Origin of the sequence: Streptomyces sp. NPDC098781 (assembly GCF_044759995.1) — a bacterium.
Classification (GTDB): Bacteria; Actinomycetota; Actinomycetes; order Streptomycetales; family Streptomycetaceae; genus Streptomyces.
The window spans coordinates 708,484-724,389 of the sequence record NZ_JBIWAK010000002.1; the positions used below are offsets into that span (position 1 = coordinate 708,484).

The following is a 15,906-nucleotide window of genomic DNA, read 5'->3' on the forward strand; positions in this document are numbered from 1 at the left end:
CGGCGTGCTGGATTCAGGAGTGTTCGACGACGGTGTCGGCGAGGACGGGCGCGTCGTCCCGCTCGACCGAGCTCACGGCGACCCGCACGGCCCCGTCCCCGGGCCACATGCGGATGCGCAGGGTCTCCCCCGGGTACACCACCCCGGCGAACCGTGTGTCATAGGACCGCACCCGCGTCACGTCCCCGCCGAGCAGTGTGCCGACGACCGTCTTGAGGGTCATGCCGTAGGTGCACAGCCCGTGCAGGATGGGCTTGTCGAACCCGGCGACCTTGGCGAACTCCGGGTCGGCGTGCAGCGGATTCCAGTCGCCGGAGAGCCGGTAGAGCAGGGCCTGGTCCTCGCGGGTCGGCAGCTCGACGGTCCGGGCGGGCTCGCCCGCCGGGGGTTCGAGGCGGGCGGAGGGGCCCCGGTCGCCGCCGAAGCCGCCCTCGCCGCGGATGAAGATCTGGGCGTCGTTGGTCCACAACGGGCCGTCGGCGTCGGCGACTTCGGTGCGCAGCACCAGTACGGCCGCCTTGCCCTTGTCGTACAGGCCGGCGATGCGGTGGGTCGCGGTGGCCGTGCCGGTGGCGGGGATGGGGCGGTGCACGGTGAGGCTCTGCCCGCCGTGCAGGACGCGGGCGAGGTCGACCTCGATGCCCGGCAGAGACAGTCCGCTGATGACGCCGGGCGCGCCGGCGCCGGCGACCGTGGCGAAGCTCGGCAGGACGTGCAGCCGGGACTCCAGCGTGTAGCGCAGTTCGTCGGGGTCGGTGGCGGGCAGGCCGGCGCCGATGCCGAGGTGGTACAGCTGGACGTCCTTGGAGTTCCAGGAGATCTCGCCGGTCCGGGGCTCGGCGGCGAGAGCCTTGGCTGCGTCGATGGGCATACGGCTCCTGACGGTCGCGGGGTCCTTGTGGCAGGGGCGGGGGGCAAGACCTCGGTACGGCCGTCCGCACCGTCGGCCGCACCGAGGTCGTCACGGGCCGTTCTAGAACGCGTTCCAGTCCGGCGCCCTCTGTATAGCCGAGCGCTCCGCAGTTGTGAAGGCTTCTGACGCCGTGTCAGGACGGTCCGGGCGCGGCCGGGCCCGGCTCCCCTCACCCGTGACATTTGTCCCGCCGGATCGCGTACGTGCGCCCCTGCCGTCCGGCGGCCCGGGTCCGTACCGTCGATGCCATCGGTTCTCACCCGACAGGGGGCAGGGGCATGGCCTGGTTGCGCAAGACCCGCGGGGCCTCGTGCGAGACGTTCAGGGACGAGCGGAGCCCCAGCGGGTACAGCCTGCTGCCCTGGCTGCTGATGGGCATGGGCGCTTTCTCCAACCTCTTCCAGGGGGAGACCTCGGATCCCTGGATCGGCGGCCTCGGGCTGCTGACGTTCAACTCGCTCTACATCTACGTGTCGTTCCGCTCCTTCATGAAGGAGAAGCGGGAGTCGACCTCGACCCGGGTGGCGCTGGCCCTGCTGGGCCTGGTCACCTGCGCGCTGGCCCTGGCCTACGGCGGCAACTGGCTGCTGTTCTTCCCACTCCTCGGGCTGGCCACGGGCGCCGCCGTGCGGATGCCGCAGCTGCGCCCGGTCGGCCTGCTCGTGGGCGTGCTCGCCGGAGCGGTGTCCGTGGCCCACGACGGCTGGGGCGGCCTCGACATCGCCTACGCCACCTGGATCTCCACCATGGTGACGGCGGCGATCCTGTCCCTGTCGGAGGCGGTACGCCAACTGCGTACGGCCCGCGAGGAACTGGCCCGGCGCGCGGTGGAGGAGGAACGCCTGCGCTTCTCCCGGGATCTGCACGACCTGCTCGGCCACACCCTTTCGGTGATCGTGGTGAAGTCGGAGGCCGCGCGGCGCCTTGCCGCCGGGGACGTGGCGGCGGCGCAGGCCCAGCTCAACGACATCGAGGCGGTCGGCCGCCAGGCCCTCACGGAGATCCGCGAGGCCGTGACGGGGTACCGCCAGGGCAGCCTGAGCACCGAACTCGACCGCGCGGTCTCGGCACTGCGGGCCGCCCGCATCGAGCCCGTCGTACGCCGCTCGGGCGCACCGCTCGTACCGCAGACGGAAGCCCTGCTGGGCTGGGTGGTGCGGGAGGCGGTCACGAACGTCGTCCGGCACAGCGGGGCGCGGCAGTGCGAGATCGTCGTGTCGGGCGGCGGGGAACGGGTGCGGCTGACGGTGACGGATGACGGGGGCGGGGGCGGGGTCGGGGGCGGGTTCGGGGCCGGGGTCGGGGTCGGCGATGGCGATGAGCGGGGCCGGCAGGCGGGGGTCGGCGGTGGGACGGGGCTCAAGGGGCTGGCGGAGCGGCTGAGTGCGGCCGGGGGGACGCTCACGGCGGGGGCCGGCACGGGGACGGGAACGGGGACCGGATCGGGGACGGGGTCGGGAGCGGGGCAAGGCCGGGGTTTCGTCGTGACCGCCGAACTGCCCGCGGAGGCAGGGGAGTCGGCGCTCGGCGTGGAGCCGTCCGGCGTGCGGGAGTCGGCCACCGCGGGCATCGGCTGACCGACTCCCGGGCGGCCCGGGCGGCCCGGGCGGCTCTCAACCCCGTCCTGCCCCGAGCCCGAAGCCTGCGCCACAGCCGGTCCCGCCATCCCCGGTCCCCGGTCTGCGCCATAACCGGTCCCGGCATCCCCGGCCCCCGGCCTGCGCCATAACCGGTCCCGGCGGCCTCCCCCGCGGCCCGAGCTGCCGATTTTCCCCGGTCACCGGACGGTCGGCCCGCCCCCGAACGGCCTACTCTTGGCCCGTGAACGAGATGCCGCGGACCCATCGGCCCGCCAAGTCCATCCGGGTACTGCTCGCCGAGGACCAGGGCATGATGCGCGGAGCTCTCGCTTTACTGCTCGGGATGGAGCCCGACATCGAGGTCGTGGCGCAGGTGTCGGCCGGTGACGCGATCGTGGACACCGCTCTCACCCACCGCCCCGACGTGGCCCTCCTCGACATCGAACTGCCCGGCCTCAGCGGCCTGGACGCGGCGGCTGAGCTGCGCGACCAGGTTCCCGACTGCCGGGTGCTGATCCTGACGACGTTCGGCCGCCCCGGCTATCTGCGCCGGGCCATGGAGGCGGGCGCCGCAGGCTTCCTGGTCAAGGACGGCCCCGTGGAGGAACTGGCCGTCGCCGTCCGCCGTGTGCTGACCGGCGAGACGGTCATCGACCCGGCCCTCGCCGCGGCCGCCCTGAGCGCCGGTCCCAATCCCCTCACCGCCCGCGAACGCGAGGTCCTGAGCGCCTCGACCGAGGGCGCGACGGTCGCCGACATCGCCGCCAAGCTCCACCTGTCCGAGTCCACGGTCCGCAACTACCTCTCCTCCGCCATCGGCAAGACGGGCACCCGCAATCGGATGGAGGCACTGCGGGAGGCACGACAGCAGGGGTGGCTGTGAACCTGCGGCCCGGCACGTCTATCGCGTCACCTCCGCCGACTTGTAGGCGGTCCCCTCGGGCGCCACGCACACGAACCAGTTCACCGGGGAGCCGTCCACGGGACGGATCACGAAGTCGTCGCTGTTGACGTCAGAGGCCGCGGACACCACGGGCACCTCCGTCGTGGAACCGTCCTTCCAGGTGCAGGTGACTTGCCGAGCGGTCATGGCGACCTGGCCGACGACCAGACGGTCCGGGTTGTAGGTGCCTGGTTCCAGGGGCACCGCTGCGGTCTCGATATCCCGGCCCGACAAGTAGTCCGCGCTGCTGAACGCATCCTCGATCATCACCGCGTCCGGCGCGTCGTCGCCGTATGCGCGTTTCACGACGTACGAACTTTTGCCCACGAGTTCGGAGGCGTCCCGCAGATTGACCGGCGTGTGCCCGAACTCGGCCATGGCGGCGAGTTCGGCCTCTGCCTCGCGCTTGTTCCGGGGCGCTTCCCAGACATCGATGACGACCCGCCATTCCTTGTCGCCGTCGACTCCCGTCGCGAGCATGGTCCGCGCGGGCGTCCGCACGTCCGGCGCCGGCTCGGTGGGCGGGTCGGTCGCCACCGAGGAGCCGCGGTCGTGGTCGCCGCCCGGCATCCCCGCCACCGCCAGCGTCCCCGCCGAGCCCACCAGCACCAGCGCCGTCGCCGTCGCCACGGCCCAGCGGCGGGCCTTGCGGCGGCGGCCGCCCCGGAGTACCGCGTCGTAGGGGGCTATACCGATCTCGACCTCGTCCGCGGCGTCCGCCAGCAGCAGGGCGATGTCCGCGCGGGTCATGTCGTGGCCGCTCATGTGGTGGTTGGTCTCCTGGTCCGCGCTCATCAGCTCCGCCCTCCCTGCGTCACCATCTCGGCCAGTCCCGGTATGACGCGGAGTTTCGCGATCCCCTTGGCCGCATTGCTCTTCACCGCGCCGACGGAGCAGCCCATCGCCTCCGCCGTCTGCGTCTCGGTCAGGTCCTCCCAGTACCGCAGGACCACCGCCTCCCGCTGCCGTGGCGGCAGTTGGGCGAGCGCCTTCAGCAGGGCATTGCGGTCCTCCGCCTGTCCGATGCGGTCACCGGTGTCCGCGATCTCGCGCGCGATTCCCGAGTCGTCCTTCGGCGCGAGGAACTCCCTGAGCCTTCTGCGGTGTTTTCGCGCATGCGCGTTGATCATCACGCGCCGTACGTACGCCTCCGGGTCGTCGGCCGCGCCGACCCTGCGCCAGGCCACATAGACCTGTTCGAGTGTCGACTGGACCAGATCCTCCGCGGCGTGCTGCTCCCCCGTGAGGAGAAATGCCGTCCGCATCAGGCGTGGCCAGCGGCCGATGACAAAGCTCTGGAACTCCGAGTCCCGAGCCGCCTTGCGATCCCCCATGGGCACCTCCCTAGATATTCAAAGGAGTCCATGGACCACCCGGATCGTTGCCTCCCCCGGCCAAGCTTTTCATTCAGCGGACGGCGACCCGCTCAGGAGGCAGACGGGCCGGCAAGGCGGGGCAGGGGGACGTCAAGGCGCGGCCGGGCCGGCAAGGCGGGGAAGCGGGACGTCACGACGCGGCCGTCCTCCTCGGCAGCCACACCACCATCAGCGCCACCCCCACCACGAGCACCACCGTCGACGTACGGAACACCAGCGCGTACCCGTCGGTCAGCGCCTCCGGCGTCGCACTGCCCCCCGAACGCGCCGCCGCGAGCGTCGACATGACCGCGAGGCCGAGCGAACCGCCCATCGTGCGCGAGGTGTTGACCAGGCCCGAGACGAGTCCGGCGTCCCCTGCCCGCGCCCCGGACGTCGCCAGTGCCGCCAGCGGTGTCGCCGCCAGCCCCGCGCCCAGCATCATCAGGACGCCCGGCACCATGATCGCCGTCACATAGGCGCCATGGACGCCCAGCGTCGACTGCCAGCCGAATCCGACCGCCGCCACGAGCGTCCCCGCCGCCGCCACGAACCGCGCCCCGACACCCCGCATCAGCCGCGGCGCGAGCTTGGAGCCGAGCACCACGGCCAGCGAGCTCGGCACGAGCGCCAGGCCGGCCTCCAGCGGCGTGTAGTGGAGCACGTTCTGCGCGTACAGCGTCATGAAGAACCACATGCAGAACATCGCCGACCCGCACAGGAACATCGCCACGTTCGCCGACGCCACCGCCCGCAGCCGCAGCAGCCCGAGCGGCATCAGCGGAGCCGCCGTACGCGCCTGGACGGCGAGGAAGGCGCCGACCAGGGCCAGACCGGCGAGCAGCGGCACCACGGTGGCCGACGCCGTCCAGCCCTCGGCCTCGGTCTGCGAGATGCCGTACGCCAGGGTCGCGAGGCCCGCCGTCACCAGCACCGCCCCCGGCAGGTCCAGCCGCCGCCCGTCCCCCGCCCGGCTCTCCGCGAGCCACCGCACGGCTCCGGCCAGCACCACGGCCCCCACCGGCACATTGATCAGCAGGACCCAGCGCCAGGACAGCACGTCCACCAGCACCCCGCCGACGAGCCCGCCCGCCGCGCCGCCGCCCGCGCCGACGGCGGTCCACGTCCCTATCGCCCGCGCCCGCGCCGCTCCCTCCGGCACGGCCGCCGTCAGGATCGTCAGCGTCGAGGGCGCCAGCACCGCCGCGCCCAGTCCCTGCACCGTCCGCGCCGCCAGCAGCTGCCAGTCCTGCTGGGCCAGCCCGCCGGCCAGCGAGGCCAGCGTGAACAGGCCCAGACCGACGAGGAACATCCGCTTACGGCCGTACAGGTCACCGGCCCGCCCGCCCAGCAGCATGAACCCGGCGAAGGCGATGGCGTACGCGTTCACCACCCATTGCAGCCCTTGCGCGTCCAGCCCCAGATCGGCCCGCATCGACGGCAGCGCCACGTTCACGACGGACACGTCGAGGACGACCAGGAACTGCCCGGCGCACGCGAGTGCCACCACCAGCCAGGTGGGAGCGGTCGTACGGCGAGGGGCGCGGGTGACGTCGGCGGCTTCGAGCATGCGTGTCATGCTCTCAACGCCCGACGCTCCTGGCATCGGGATTTCGGCCTACGCCCCGCGCCCCATGCGGCCCACAACCCCTGCCCCATGAGGCCTACGCCCCCATTTCCGGTGCACACCTGGGCCCGAACGCCAAGAGAAGGTCAAGAATTCGTTAGTACGCCAAAGCATCGGAATAGTTGCCCATGCATACGTAGTTCATGACGCACGTACCCACTTTCCCGGCCTGGAGGCCACGCCCCATGACGCACACGTCGACCGACCAGCCCACCGGCAGAGCGGCCGGGACTGCCCTCGTCCCGGTGCTCGCCTTCGCGGGCATCGTTGTCGCGGTGATGCAGACCCTGCTCGTCCCGGTCATCAAGGACCTGCCGCAGCTGCTGGACACCGAGCCCAGCAACGCCACCTGGGTCCTGACCTCCACCCTGCTCTCGGGCGCGGTGGCCACGCCGATCATGGGCCGCCTCGGCGACCTCTACGGCAAGCGGCGCATGCTCATAGCCAGCCTGTCCGTGATGGTGGTCGGCGCACTGATCAGCGCGTTCACCAGCACCCTTCTCCCCATGATCGTCGGCCGTACCCTCCAGGGCTTCGCGATGGGCGCGATCCCCCTGGGCATCGGCCTGATGCGCGACATGCTGCCCCGCGAGCGGCTCGGCTCGGCGATGGCCCTGATGAGCTCCTCGATCGGCGTCGGCGGCGGACTCGCGCTGCCCGCCGCGGCCCTGGTCGCCCAGCACACCGACTGGCACGCCCTCTTCTACGGCGCCGCCGGCCTCGGTGTCCTCGCCATCGGCCTCACCCTCCTCGTCGTACCGGAGTCCAAGCTCCGCGCGGAAGGCTCCTTCGACCACCTCGGCGCCCTCGGCCTCTCCGCGGGCCTGGTCCTCTTCCTCCTCCCGATCACCAAGGGCAGCGACTGGGGCTGGACGTCCGGCACCACCCTCGGCATGTTCGGCGCGTCGGCCGCCGTGCTCCTCCTCTGGGGCGTCTACGAACTGCGCACCAAGGCCCCCCTGGTCGACCTGCGCACCACCGCCCGCCCCGCGGTCCTCTTCACCAACCTCGCCTCGATCATGGTCGGCGTCAGCTTCTACGTCGTCTCCCTGGTCCTGCCCCAGCTGCTCCAGCTCCCGAAGGAGACCGGCTACGGCCTCGGCCAGTCCATGGTCGTCGCGGGTCTGCTCGTCGCCCCGCTGGGCCTGACGATGATGTTCACCGCCCCCGTGTACGCCCGTCTCTCCGCGAAGTACGGCCCGAAGACCACCTTGATCCTCGGCCTGCTGATCATCGCGATCGGCTACGGCGCCGGCCTCGGCCTGATGAGCGCCGCGTGGCAGAGCCTGGTGATCGCGGTCCTCCTCGGCGCGGGCATCGGCCTGGCCTACTCCTCGCTCCCCGCCCTGATCGTCGGCGCGGTCCCCGCCTCGGAGACCGGCGCGGCGAACGGCCTGAACACCCTGATGCGTTCCATCGGTACGTCCGTCTCCAGCGCCGTCATCGGCATGGTGCTGGCGAACACCGCGAACAACGTCGGCGGGGTGGCGATCCCGACCATGCACGGCTTCCGGGTCTCCTTCCTGATCGCGACGGCCGCGGTCGCCGTCGGCCTCCTGCTCGCCCTCTTCCTGCCGAAGCAGCGCCCGGCCGCCCACCCGCAGCTGCGCGCCAGCAGCGAGGAGGACGCCAACCTGGCCCGCGCCGAGGAGGCGCTGCGCGGCTTCCGGGGCCGGGTCGTCGACGCCGAGGGCACGCCGGTGGCCCGCGCCAAGGTCACCCTGATCGACCGCCGTGGCCGTCAGGCCGGCGCGACCCTCTCCGCGGACGACGGCAGCTACGCCCTCGCCGTCCCCGCCCAGGGCGCCTACGTCCTGGCCGCCCGAGCCGACGGCCACGCCCCGCTCGCCTCGTCGGCCACCCACACGGGCGACGACGGTCCGATCGACCTGGACCTGTCGCTGCCGGGAGAAACGGTCACCGCCTGACGCACCGGCCGCCCGCCCACACCCCCCGTCGTCCACATGACGGGGGGTGTGGTGCACCATGAGCGCCCGTACGGTCATCCGACCGCACCCCCACCGACAGCCCGTGCGCAACCGGAAGGACCCCCATGGCCCCGGCCCCCATGCCCGAGATTCTGGCCGCGTTCGAGGCGGCGAAGGGATTCATGCCCACGGGCGAGGGCCTGGCCCTGTACGCGGCGGCCATGGAGGCCGGACGGCTCGGTCTGCCGCTGCTGGAGGTCGGCACGTACTGCGGCCGCTCCACCATCCTGCTCGCCGACGCCGCCCGAGCGGCCGGGGTGACGGCCCTCACGGTCGACCACCACCGCGGCAGCGAGGAGCAGCAGCCCGGCTGGGAGTACCACGACCCGGAGACCGTCGACCCGGAACTGGGCCTGATGGACACCCTGCCGACGTTCCGCCGCACCCTGCGCCGGGCGGGCCTGGAGGACCACGTGATCGCCCTGGTCGGCCGCTCCCCCCAGGTGGCGAAGCTCTGGAGCACCCCCCTCGCCCTGGTCTTCATCGACGGCGGCCACACCGACGAGCACGCGAGCGCCGACTACGAGGGCTGGGCGCCGCATGTGGTGGAGGGCGGACTGCTGCTGATCCACGACGTGTTCCCGGACCCGAAGGACGAGTTCACCGGCCAGGCCCCGTACCGCGTCTACCTCCGGGCGCTGGAGTCCGGCGCCTTCACCGAGGTGTCGGTGACGGACTCGCTGCGGGTGCTGAAGCGGACGGGCACGGGAATCTGAACTCCGGCGCGGCTCGGCCGTGGCCTTCCCGCGCCGGCCGGGGTCGGCCCGTAAGGTGTCAGGCGTGTCGTACGTAGGTCCGGACTTCGATCCTCCCCAGCCCCGCCGCAGCCGCCGCCGAACCCTGACCGTCGCGGTCGCCGCCCTGGTGCCCGGGGCCCTGCTCGGGTGGGTGCTGTACGAGGCGATGGGCGGCTCCGGCGGCGGGGACGGCGCCGGCAACGCCGCCGTACGGCCGTCGCAGGCGCCGTCGGACTCGGCGCCGACGATCTCCGCGACGAACAACGACAAGCCCCCGGGCCCCACCCCGACGACGGACCCCGCCTCCGGCCCCCTCAAGGGCAAGGTCGTGGTCATCGACCCGGGCCACAACCCGAACAACTTCCGGCACTCGGCCGAGATCAACCGCAAGGTGAACATCGGCACCAACTGGAAGGAGTGCGACACGACCGGTACGTCGACGAACGACGGCTACTCCGAGGCCGAGTTCACCCTCGACGTCGCCCACCGCATGCGCACGCTGCTGGAGAAGCAGGGCGCCACGGTCAAGTTCACGCAGGACGGCGACCGTTCCTGGGGCCCCTGTGTCGACGAGCGGGCCGAGATCGGCAACCGGGCGCACGCCGACGCCGTCGTCTCCCTCCACGCGGACGGCGCGGGCACCGGCCAACGCGGCTTCCACGTCATCCTCCCCGGCAAGGTGAACGAGGGCGCCGCGAACACCGGCCCCATCGTCGCCCCCTCCCGCGACCTCGGCGAGCGCATCGCGGGCTCCTTCGTCCGCGTCACGGGCAGCGCCCCCTCCAACTACGTCGGCGCGGGCACCGGCCTGGTCACGCGTAAGGACCTCGGCGGTCTCAATCTGTCAACGGTTCCCAAGGTGTTCATCGAGTGCGGCAACATGCGCGATAGCAAGGACGCGGCCTTGCTCACCAGCGGGGCGTGGCGGCAGAAGGCGGCGCAAGGAATCTCTGAGGGAATGGTGAGTTTCCTGCGGGGGTAGTCGTCCACGGGCTGATCCCGGCGGACAGCCTCGTCGGTCGGACGATAAGGTCGTTCGTACGATGAGGGGCCACCCCCGCGCTTCACACCGGGCCTGACGGCGACATGGTGACAGCGACGCCTCCAGCGATGCCGATGTTGAGACGACTGACGAAGGACCTGAAGTGAATATCCGCTCCCTCACTCGAGGCGACGGCGTGGTGATCGGAGCAGCGGTATTGCTGTTCATCGCGTCTCTTCTCGATGTTGCCAGCTGTGACGGCAGCTTCTGCAACGCTGTCGACGTCCCGAACGCCTGGGGCATGAGCCTCGGACTGGGACTCGGCACGTACATGGCTGGCGTGGTCGGTGGCGCGCTCATCGTGGTCGCCCGTCTTCTCCCCCAGCCGCGCAAGGTGGCGGGCCTCGACATGGCGGCCATCGGTGCCGCTCTGACGGTCGCGGCCGCTTGGGCTCTGCTGTGGTGGACGATCGACGCGGACGGCGCCGGTGCCGGCCTCATCCTCGGCCTGATCGCCGCCCTGATCCTCGCCGCCGGCGCCATCGCCACCCCCCTCGTCCCCGCCCTCCAGGCCGCCCTCCTCCCGGCCCCCCGGCCCGCGGCTCCGCAGCCCTACGGCGGGCAGCCGCAGGGTGGTTACGGGTACCCGGGTGCTCAGCAGCCGCAGCCCGGGCAGCCGTACGGCGGTCAGCCGCAGCAGGGGCAGCCCTTCGGTGGTGGGCAGCCGCAGGCGCCGGCGCCCACGCCCGCTCCCGCCGGGGACTTCTCGCCGTTCTGGTTCGCCGTACCCGTGCCGCGGCCGCTGTTCGCGGAGGACGGCTCGCCGTCGCCGATCGCCGAACTGGCGCCGGGCACCTGGTACCTGGCCGTCGAGCAGCGTGGTGCGGCCCTGGTCGCGCAGACGCAGGACGGTCGGCGGGGCGTGCTTCAGGACACCTCGGGTATTCAGCGCGGCTGAGTTCAGCAGGCAGCGCCACGGCCCCTCACCCTTCCCGGTGAGGGGCCGTTGTCGTACAGTCGCAGGCCCGAAGACGGAACTGACGCATCGTCAGGAGGCGGTATGCGGCTCGGGCTCGCACTCGGCTACTGGGGGCGCGGCCCCTCCCCGGACCATGTACCGCTGGCGCAGGAGGCCGAGCGGCTCGGCTACGACTCCGTGTGGACCGCCGAGTCCTGGGGTTCCGACGCGTTCACCGCGCTCACCTGGATCGCCGCGCGGACGTCGACGATCAAGCTGGGTACCGCTGTTGCACAGATGGCCGCCCGCTCCCCCACGACCACCGCGATGCACGCCCTCACCCTCGACCATCTCTCCGGTGGCCGCATGTTGCTGGGGCTCGGGTTGTCCGGGCCGCAGGTGGTGGAGGGGTGGTACGGACGGCCGTTCCCGAAGTCTCCGCTCACCGCGACGCGGGAGTACGTGGATGTCGTACGGCAAGTGCTGCGGCGCGAGGGGCCCGTGGCGCTCGACGGGCGTTTCCACTCCCACCCGTACGGCGGACCGGACGGCACCGGCCTCGGTAAGGCGCTCAAGCCGATCACCCATCCCCTGCGGCCGGATCTGCCGATCCTGCTCGGCGCCGAGGGGCCGAAGAACGTCGCCCAGACGACCCGGATCGCCGACGGCTGGCTGCCGTTGTACTGGGCGCCCGGCCGGCCCGACGTGTACGGCGAGGCCGTGAGCGAGCTGCCCGAGGGGTTCCTCGTCGCGCCCCTGGCCCGCGTCCAGGTCTGCGACGACATCTCCGAGGGGCTCCTCCCCGTCAAGGCCATGCTCGGCTTCTACATCGGCGGCATGGGCCATGCGGCCCGCAACTTCCACGCCGATCTCATGGCGCGCATGGGGTACGAGGAGGAGGCGCGGCGGATTCAGGAGCTGTTCCTCAGCGGGCGGAAGGAGGAGGCCGTCCTCGCCGTGCCGGACGCCTTCGCCGACGAGATCTCGCTCGTCGGGCCGCGTGAACGAATCGCGGAGCGGCTGGAGTTGTGGCGGAAGGGGCCGGTGACCGACCTGCTGGTGCTGGCGCCCGACCGGCGGACGCTGCGGGTGCTCGCCGAGCTCAACTCCTAGCCGGGCGGCCGGAGATGCTTCACTGGAAGACCGAGATCGGGTCCAGCGTGAGTTCGCCGGTCGTGGCGTTCCAGGTGCGCACCCGGCCCAGACAGGTCGCCGGGAACTCCTCGTCCGCCGAGAAGCTGTCGACCCGGAACTCCTCCTCGCGGACCCAGGACGCCTCGCAGGTGATCTTCACCTGGGCGCGTGGCTCGCCGGTGCCGTAGCGGGCGCGCAGGACGACGTCGTCGCCGTTCCTGCGGACCGTGAAGAGGCCGGAGACGGAGACGTACGTCCCCCGGACGGCGGTCAGCGGGGTTCCCCCGGCCTCCGTGCCGCGCAGTTCGTCCGCGAGGGCGGCGGTGAGGAAGAGGTGCCCGGTCGCGAGGTCGGCGTCCACCACCATGTCCCGTTCCCGCAGGCGGTCCATGATCAGGCGGATCGTCTTCATCGGCGTGTTGGGCTCCCAGTACTCCCTGCGTGTCTGGGTGTTGGTGTCGCGCTCGGCCCGGCCGCCGACGGTGACCCTGCCGAACAGCCCGAAGCCGGTGGAGACGCTGGTCTCGTGGGAGACGTTCACGTCCGCCTTCGGTATGCCGAGGATGTCCGCGACGCCCTCGACCCGGGTCTCGTGGAGATAGATGCACATGCCGGAGAACATGCGTCCGTCCCGCACCCGCCGTCTGCGCCGGGCGGCCACCCAGCGCGCCACCGCGTACTGCGCCACGACCGCGACGCAGACCGCCGTCAGGAGCCAGACGACCATCCAGGGCCACCGTATGCTCCACCACTGACTGTCAATGACACCCACGGATCTCCTTGAAAGCGTCGGAGAGCGATGACTGGTTGGCGTCGACCATGCGGCCGCCGGTCGCCTGCGCGGCCTTCTTGAGCGCGGCCGCGTCCGCCTCCCCGAAGTGCACGGGGAAGGTGGGCACTTCGCGGGCGTCGGCGCCGAGCCGGTCGTACCGGCGCAGGAACTCCTCGTAGGAGATGCCCGCGTTGCTCTCGCCGTCCGTCATCAGCACGATGGCCACCGGTCGTCGGGGCTGCTCGCGCACGGCGTCGGCGGCGATGGCGTAGCCGCGGTCGAGGGCCGACCAGACGGCCGTGGAGTCGTCGAAGGAGTCCGCGGCGACGACCTTGCCGAGGGTGCGCAGATCGCCGTCGCCGCGGACGGTGACCGTACGTTCCTCCAGGACCCGGCCGCCGAACCGTACGACGGTGAGGTGCTCGCCCCGGTAGAAGCGGGCGAACTTGCCGGTGGCGGAGGCGTCGGCGCCGCTGAGGCCGGCGAAGGCGGCGCGCAGGTCGGCGATGCGCCCGCCGCGCATGGAGCCGGAGAAGTCGAGCAGGAACAGCACCTGGTCGGTGGTGGCGTGCGCGGGATCGCCGTAGTCGGCGACGAGTTGCCGCACGATGGAGAGCCGGTCGGGGAAGGACAGGGCGTTGCCGACGGACTCGCGCAGCGGCTCGGCCGGTGTGACGTTCTGGTTGACGGGGCGCCGCCAGGTGCGGCGCATCAGGTCGCGCTGTACGTCGTCCCGCAGCAGCCAGTCGACGACCTTGCGGTACGCGGCCCGCTCGTCGGGGTCGAGGAGGAGCAGCGGGAAGTCGGACAGCACCATGCCGTCCTCGGGGTGGACGATCTCCAGGGGCGCGCGCAGCTTGTCCGAGGCGTTCAGCGAGAGCAGCTCGGACTCGTGGGCGATCAGGGCGTTGGCTTCGCCCTGACGGCCGGGGTAGGAGGCGATCAGCTCCCGTGAGCTGGCGCCGGTGAGGGTCTGGCCGGAGCGGAAGCCGCGCAACCGGTCGCAGGAGACGTCCTGTTCGCGCAGTGCGCTGCCGGTGCCGGCGGCCGCGGTGGCGACTCCGACGAGTGCGGCGCGCCCGGTGTCGCTGCTGCGGGGATCGGCCATCCCGAACCGTACGGTGCCGTCGGCGGCGGCGTCCGCGATGTCCGCCCACGACAGCCCGGTGTCCGGCTGCTCGGCCCGCAGGGTGTCGGCGGCTTCGGGCGTGAGGCCGACGACCACGGGCGAGCGCATGATCGGGGTCGACTCCGGGCGGGCGGCCCGCTGCCCCGCTTCCTCCAGCCCGAGCAGGTAGGAACGGTCGGACGCGGGCCAGGCCAGGTCGTACGACGAGTCCCGGGCGCCGGAGAGGTCGGCGGTCGCCCGGTAGTCCATGTCCAGCCGGACGCCGGTGTCGTCCCGCAGCTGGTCCAGCAGGGGTTCCAGGTCGGCGAGTTCCGGGCTCGCGAGGACCCGCAGGGTGACGTCCTCGTTCCCTTGGGTGCAGGAGGTGAGGGCGGCGAGCAGGGTCAGTGTCAGCCCGGCCGTGAGGGCGCGGACGCGGCGCCTCACGGGGCGTCCAGGACGGGCTCGGGGCAGGAGCCCACGAAGTTGATGATCTCCTGGAGGACGTCCAGGTCGGGTTCGTACACCTTGGTCTCGTCGCGGTTCGGGGTGGGCACCTGGATGCCGTGCTCGCCGAGGTAGGCGTTGAGCTGGTCGCTGGTGCCCTCCTCGCCGGAGAAGCGGACGCGGAAGCCCAACTCGATGGCCCGCTGGCGCAGTTCGGGGTCGTTCTCGATGACCCGGACGAGCCGGTCGCCCTTTTCGTTCAGGGAGATGAGCTGCGGTTCGGTGAGGGCGTAGGGGGTGGGGTAGAGCAGGACGCGGTCGGTGTCCTGCTTGCCGTACTTCTGCTCGTACTCGATCTGGTGGGCCAGGTACTGGTGCTCGTAGATCAGCGAGATGGGCGCGATGCTCTCGCCGAGGTCGGAGAGGTAGCTGTCGGCCTGTTCGTCGGCCCACATGCCCTGGAGGTCGATGAGCGGTTTGATCTTCGCGGCGACGTCCCGGGCGTCCTTCTTCGCCGTGGCCTGGTCGGTCTGGCCGGCTCCGGGTGTGCTGTCGCCGTTCTTCACGAAGGCGAGGATGCTCAGGTAGGTGCCGGCGGAGTTCGACTCGCAGACGCTGGAGGTGCGGACCAGGACACGGCCGCTGTTGCTGCGCCCGCCGGCCCGGTCGAAGCCGATGCCGTTCCAGGTGTCGGCGCGTTCGGGGGCGCTGTCCCGGTCCTGGTCGCCGATGGTCTGCTCGTTCTTCTCGCCGGTCCTGCCGTCGAGCAGGCCCATGAACTTGCGCATGTCCAGGTCGTAGTAGAGGGTCCTGGCTCCGCCCTGGGCGGGCTGGGCGGTGGCCACGCCGGCCTTCTCCAGGGTCTCGGCGTAGGCCCGGAACGTGCCGAGCACCAGCGGTGTCACGAAGGGGCGGACCGAACGGACCGAGCCGTCCTGCCGTTCGAGGATCTGCTTGGCCGCGGGCTGGCCGGACGGGAAGACGGCGTCCATGCCCGCCAGCGACTGGGTGGCGATGCCGCGGGAGCCGAGCCGGTGGATGTCGACGCGCAGACCGTGCTTCAGCAGCAGCCGCTGCACCTCGGGGTCTTTGAAGTAGTCGGACTTGGAGGCCATCCTGGCCTCGATCGTGGTGATGCGGTCGAACGGGCGCAGCGCGTTGCCCGTGACGAGCAGGGCGATCAGGCCCGTCAGCGCGAGCGGAAGGGCGATCAGGACGTGGATCGGTAATCGGCTGCGGGGGCGGTCCCTGTCACGGGTGCGCAGTCGTGGTTCGCGCGCGGTGCGTGGTCTGTCGGCTTCGGATGTGGCGTGCGGTCTGTCTGCGTCGGACACCGGCTCTCCTGCCCTCTCCGGGAGGAGA

At 71.8% G+C, this 15,906-nt stretch carries 14 protein-coding genes; 7 read left to right on the top strand and 7 right to left on the bottom strand.

The genetic code is table 11. The annotated features are described in order from the left end of the window. Nucleotides 1–13: 13 nt before the first annotated feature. Nucleotides 14–871, bottom strand: coding sequence for a MaoC/PaaZ C-terminal domain-containing protein (locus tag ACIQWG_RS09200; RefSeq protein WP_404092364.1), 858 nt, complete (start codon nucleotides 869–871; stop codon nucleotides 14–16). 320 nt (nucleotides 872–1,191) lie between these two features. Between ACIQWG_RS09200 and ACIQWG_RS09205 the strand changes: the two genes are divergently transcribed. Together ACIQWG_RS09205 and ACIQWG_RS09210 are read left to right on the top strand one after the other, a co-directional pair. Further along, nucleotides 1,192–2,490, top strand: coding sequence for a sensor histidine kinase (locus ACIQWG_RS09205; protein ID WP_404092367.1), 1,299 nt, complete (start codon nucleotides 1,192–1,194; stop codon nucleotides 2,488–2,490). A gap of 253 nt (nucleotides 2,491–2,743) precedes the next feature. Beyond that, entirely contained in the window at nucleotides 2,744–3,376 is a 633-nt protein-coding gene (locus ACIQWG_RS09210; protein WP_404093519.1) for a response regulator, read from the top strand. An 18-nt stretch (nucleotides 3,377–3,394) separates the two neighbouring features. On the opposite strand, the gene ACIQWG_RS09215 is transcribed toward ACIQWG_RS09210, so the two are convergent. The 3 genes from ACIQWG_RS09215 to ACIQWG_RS09225 all read right to left on the bottom strand — a co-directional run bounded on the left by ACIQWG_RS09215 (nucleotide 3,395) and on the right by ACIQWG_RS09225 (nucleotide 6,361). Further along, nucleotides 3,395–4,231 carry a hypothetical protein gene (locus ACIQWG_RS09215; protein ID WP_404092369.1) on the bottom strand — a complete coding sequence of 279 codons (837 nt, stop codon included), beginning with the start codon at nucleotides 4,229–4,231 and terminating at the stop codon, nucleotides 3,395–3,397. Then, on the bottom strand, nucleotides 4,231–4,770 hold the full coding sequence (locus ACIQWG_RS09220) for a SigE family RNA polymerase sigma factor (RefSeq protein ID WP_404092372.1): 540 nt from the start codon (nucleotides 4,768–4,770) through the stop codon (nucleotides 4,231–4,233). Before ACIQWG_RS09220 ends, ACIQWG_RS09215 begins: the two co-directional genes overlap by 1 nt. Before the next feature lie 172 nt (nucleotides 4,771–4,942). Next, nucleotides 4,943–6,361: an MFS transporter gene (locus ACIQWG_RS09225; RefSeq protein WP_404092375.1), complete on the bottom strand. Its 1,419-nt coding sequence runs from the start codon at nucleotides 6,359–6,361 to the stop codon at nucleotides 4,943–4,945. 242 nt (nucleotides 6,362–6,603) lie between these two features. On the opposite strand from ACIQWG_RS09225, the gene ACIQWG_RS09230 reads away from it, so the two are divergent. The 5 genes from ACIQWG_RS09230 to ACIQWG_RS09250 all read left to right on the top strand — a co-directional run bounded on the left by ACIQWG_RS09230 (nucleotide 6,604) and on the right by ACIQWG_RS09250 (nucleotide 12,196). Further along, complete coding sequence (locus ACIQWG_RS09230; protein ID WP_404092377.1) at nucleotides 6,604–8,346, top strand: MFS transporter; 1,743 nt, start codon at nucleotides 6,604–6,606, stop codon at nucleotides 8,344–8,346. A 125-nt stretch (nucleotides 8,347–8,471) separates the two neighbouring features. Further along, nucleotides 8,472–9,122 carry a class I SAM-dependent methyltransferase gene (locus ACIQWG_RS09235; RefSeq protein ID WP_404092379.1) on the top strand — a complete coding sequence of 217 codons (651 nt, stop codon included), beginning with the start codon at nucleotides 8,472–8,474 and terminating at the stop codon, nucleotides 9,120–9,122. Nucleotides 9,123–9,186: 64 nt separating this feature from the next. After that, nucleotides 9,187–10,125 carry an N-acetylmuramoyl-L-alanine amidase gene (locus ACIQWG_RS09240; RefSeq protein ID WP_404092380.1) on the top strand — a complete coding sequence of 313 codons (939 nt, stop codon included), beginning with the start codon at nucleotides 9,187–9,189 and terminating at the stop codon, nucleotides 10,123–10,125. A 163-nt stretch (nucleotides 10,126–10,288) separates the two neighbouring features. Then, nucleotides 10,289–11,083, top strand: a complete 795-nt coding sequence (locus tag ACIQWG_RS09245; RefSeq protein WP_404092382.1) for a hypothetical protein — start codon at nucleotides 10,289–10,291, stop codon at nucleotides 11,081–11,083. Nucleotides 11,084–11,185: 102 nt separating this feature from the next. Beyond that, nucleotides 11,186–12,196 carry an LLM class F420-dependent oxidoreductase gene (locus ACIQWG_RS09250; RefSeq protein ID WP_404092384.1) on the top strand — a complete coding sequence of 337 codons (1,011 nt, stop codon included), beginning with the start codon at nucleotides 11,186–11,188 and terminating at the stop codon, nucleotides 12,194–12,196. 19 nt (nucleotides 12,197–12,215) lie between these two features. Here the strand turns inward: ACIQWG_RS09250 and ACIQWG_RS09255 are convergent, their stop codons facing one another. From ACIQWG_RS09255 to ACIQWG_RS09265, 3 genes are read right to left on the bottom strand one after another with little or no spacing between them, the layout of a single operon-like run. After that, nucleotides 12,216–12,944, bottom strand: coding sequence for a hypothetical protein (locus tag ACIQWG_RS09255; RefSeq protein ID WP_404092385.1), 729 nt, complete (start codon nucleotides 12,942–12,944; stop codon nucleotides 12,216–12,218). Between the two features lie 31 nt (nucleotides 12,945–12,975). Next, nucleotides 12,976–14,544, bottom strand: coding sequence for a substrate-binding domain-containing protein (locus ACIQWG_RS09260; protein ID WP_404092388.1), 1,569 nt, complete (start codon nucleotides 14,542–14,544; stop codon nucleotides 12,976–12,978). Then, on the bottom strand, nucleotides 14,541–15,878 hold the full coding sequence (locus ACIQWG_RS09265; protein ID WP_404092390.1) for a hypothetical protein: 1,338 nt from the start codon (nucleotides 15,876–15,878) through the stop codon (nucleotides 14,541–14,543). Before ACIQWG_RS09265 ends, ACIQWG_RS09260 begins: the two co-directional genes overlap by 4 nt. Between the last annotated feature and the right edge of the window lie 28 nt (nucleotides 15,879–15,906).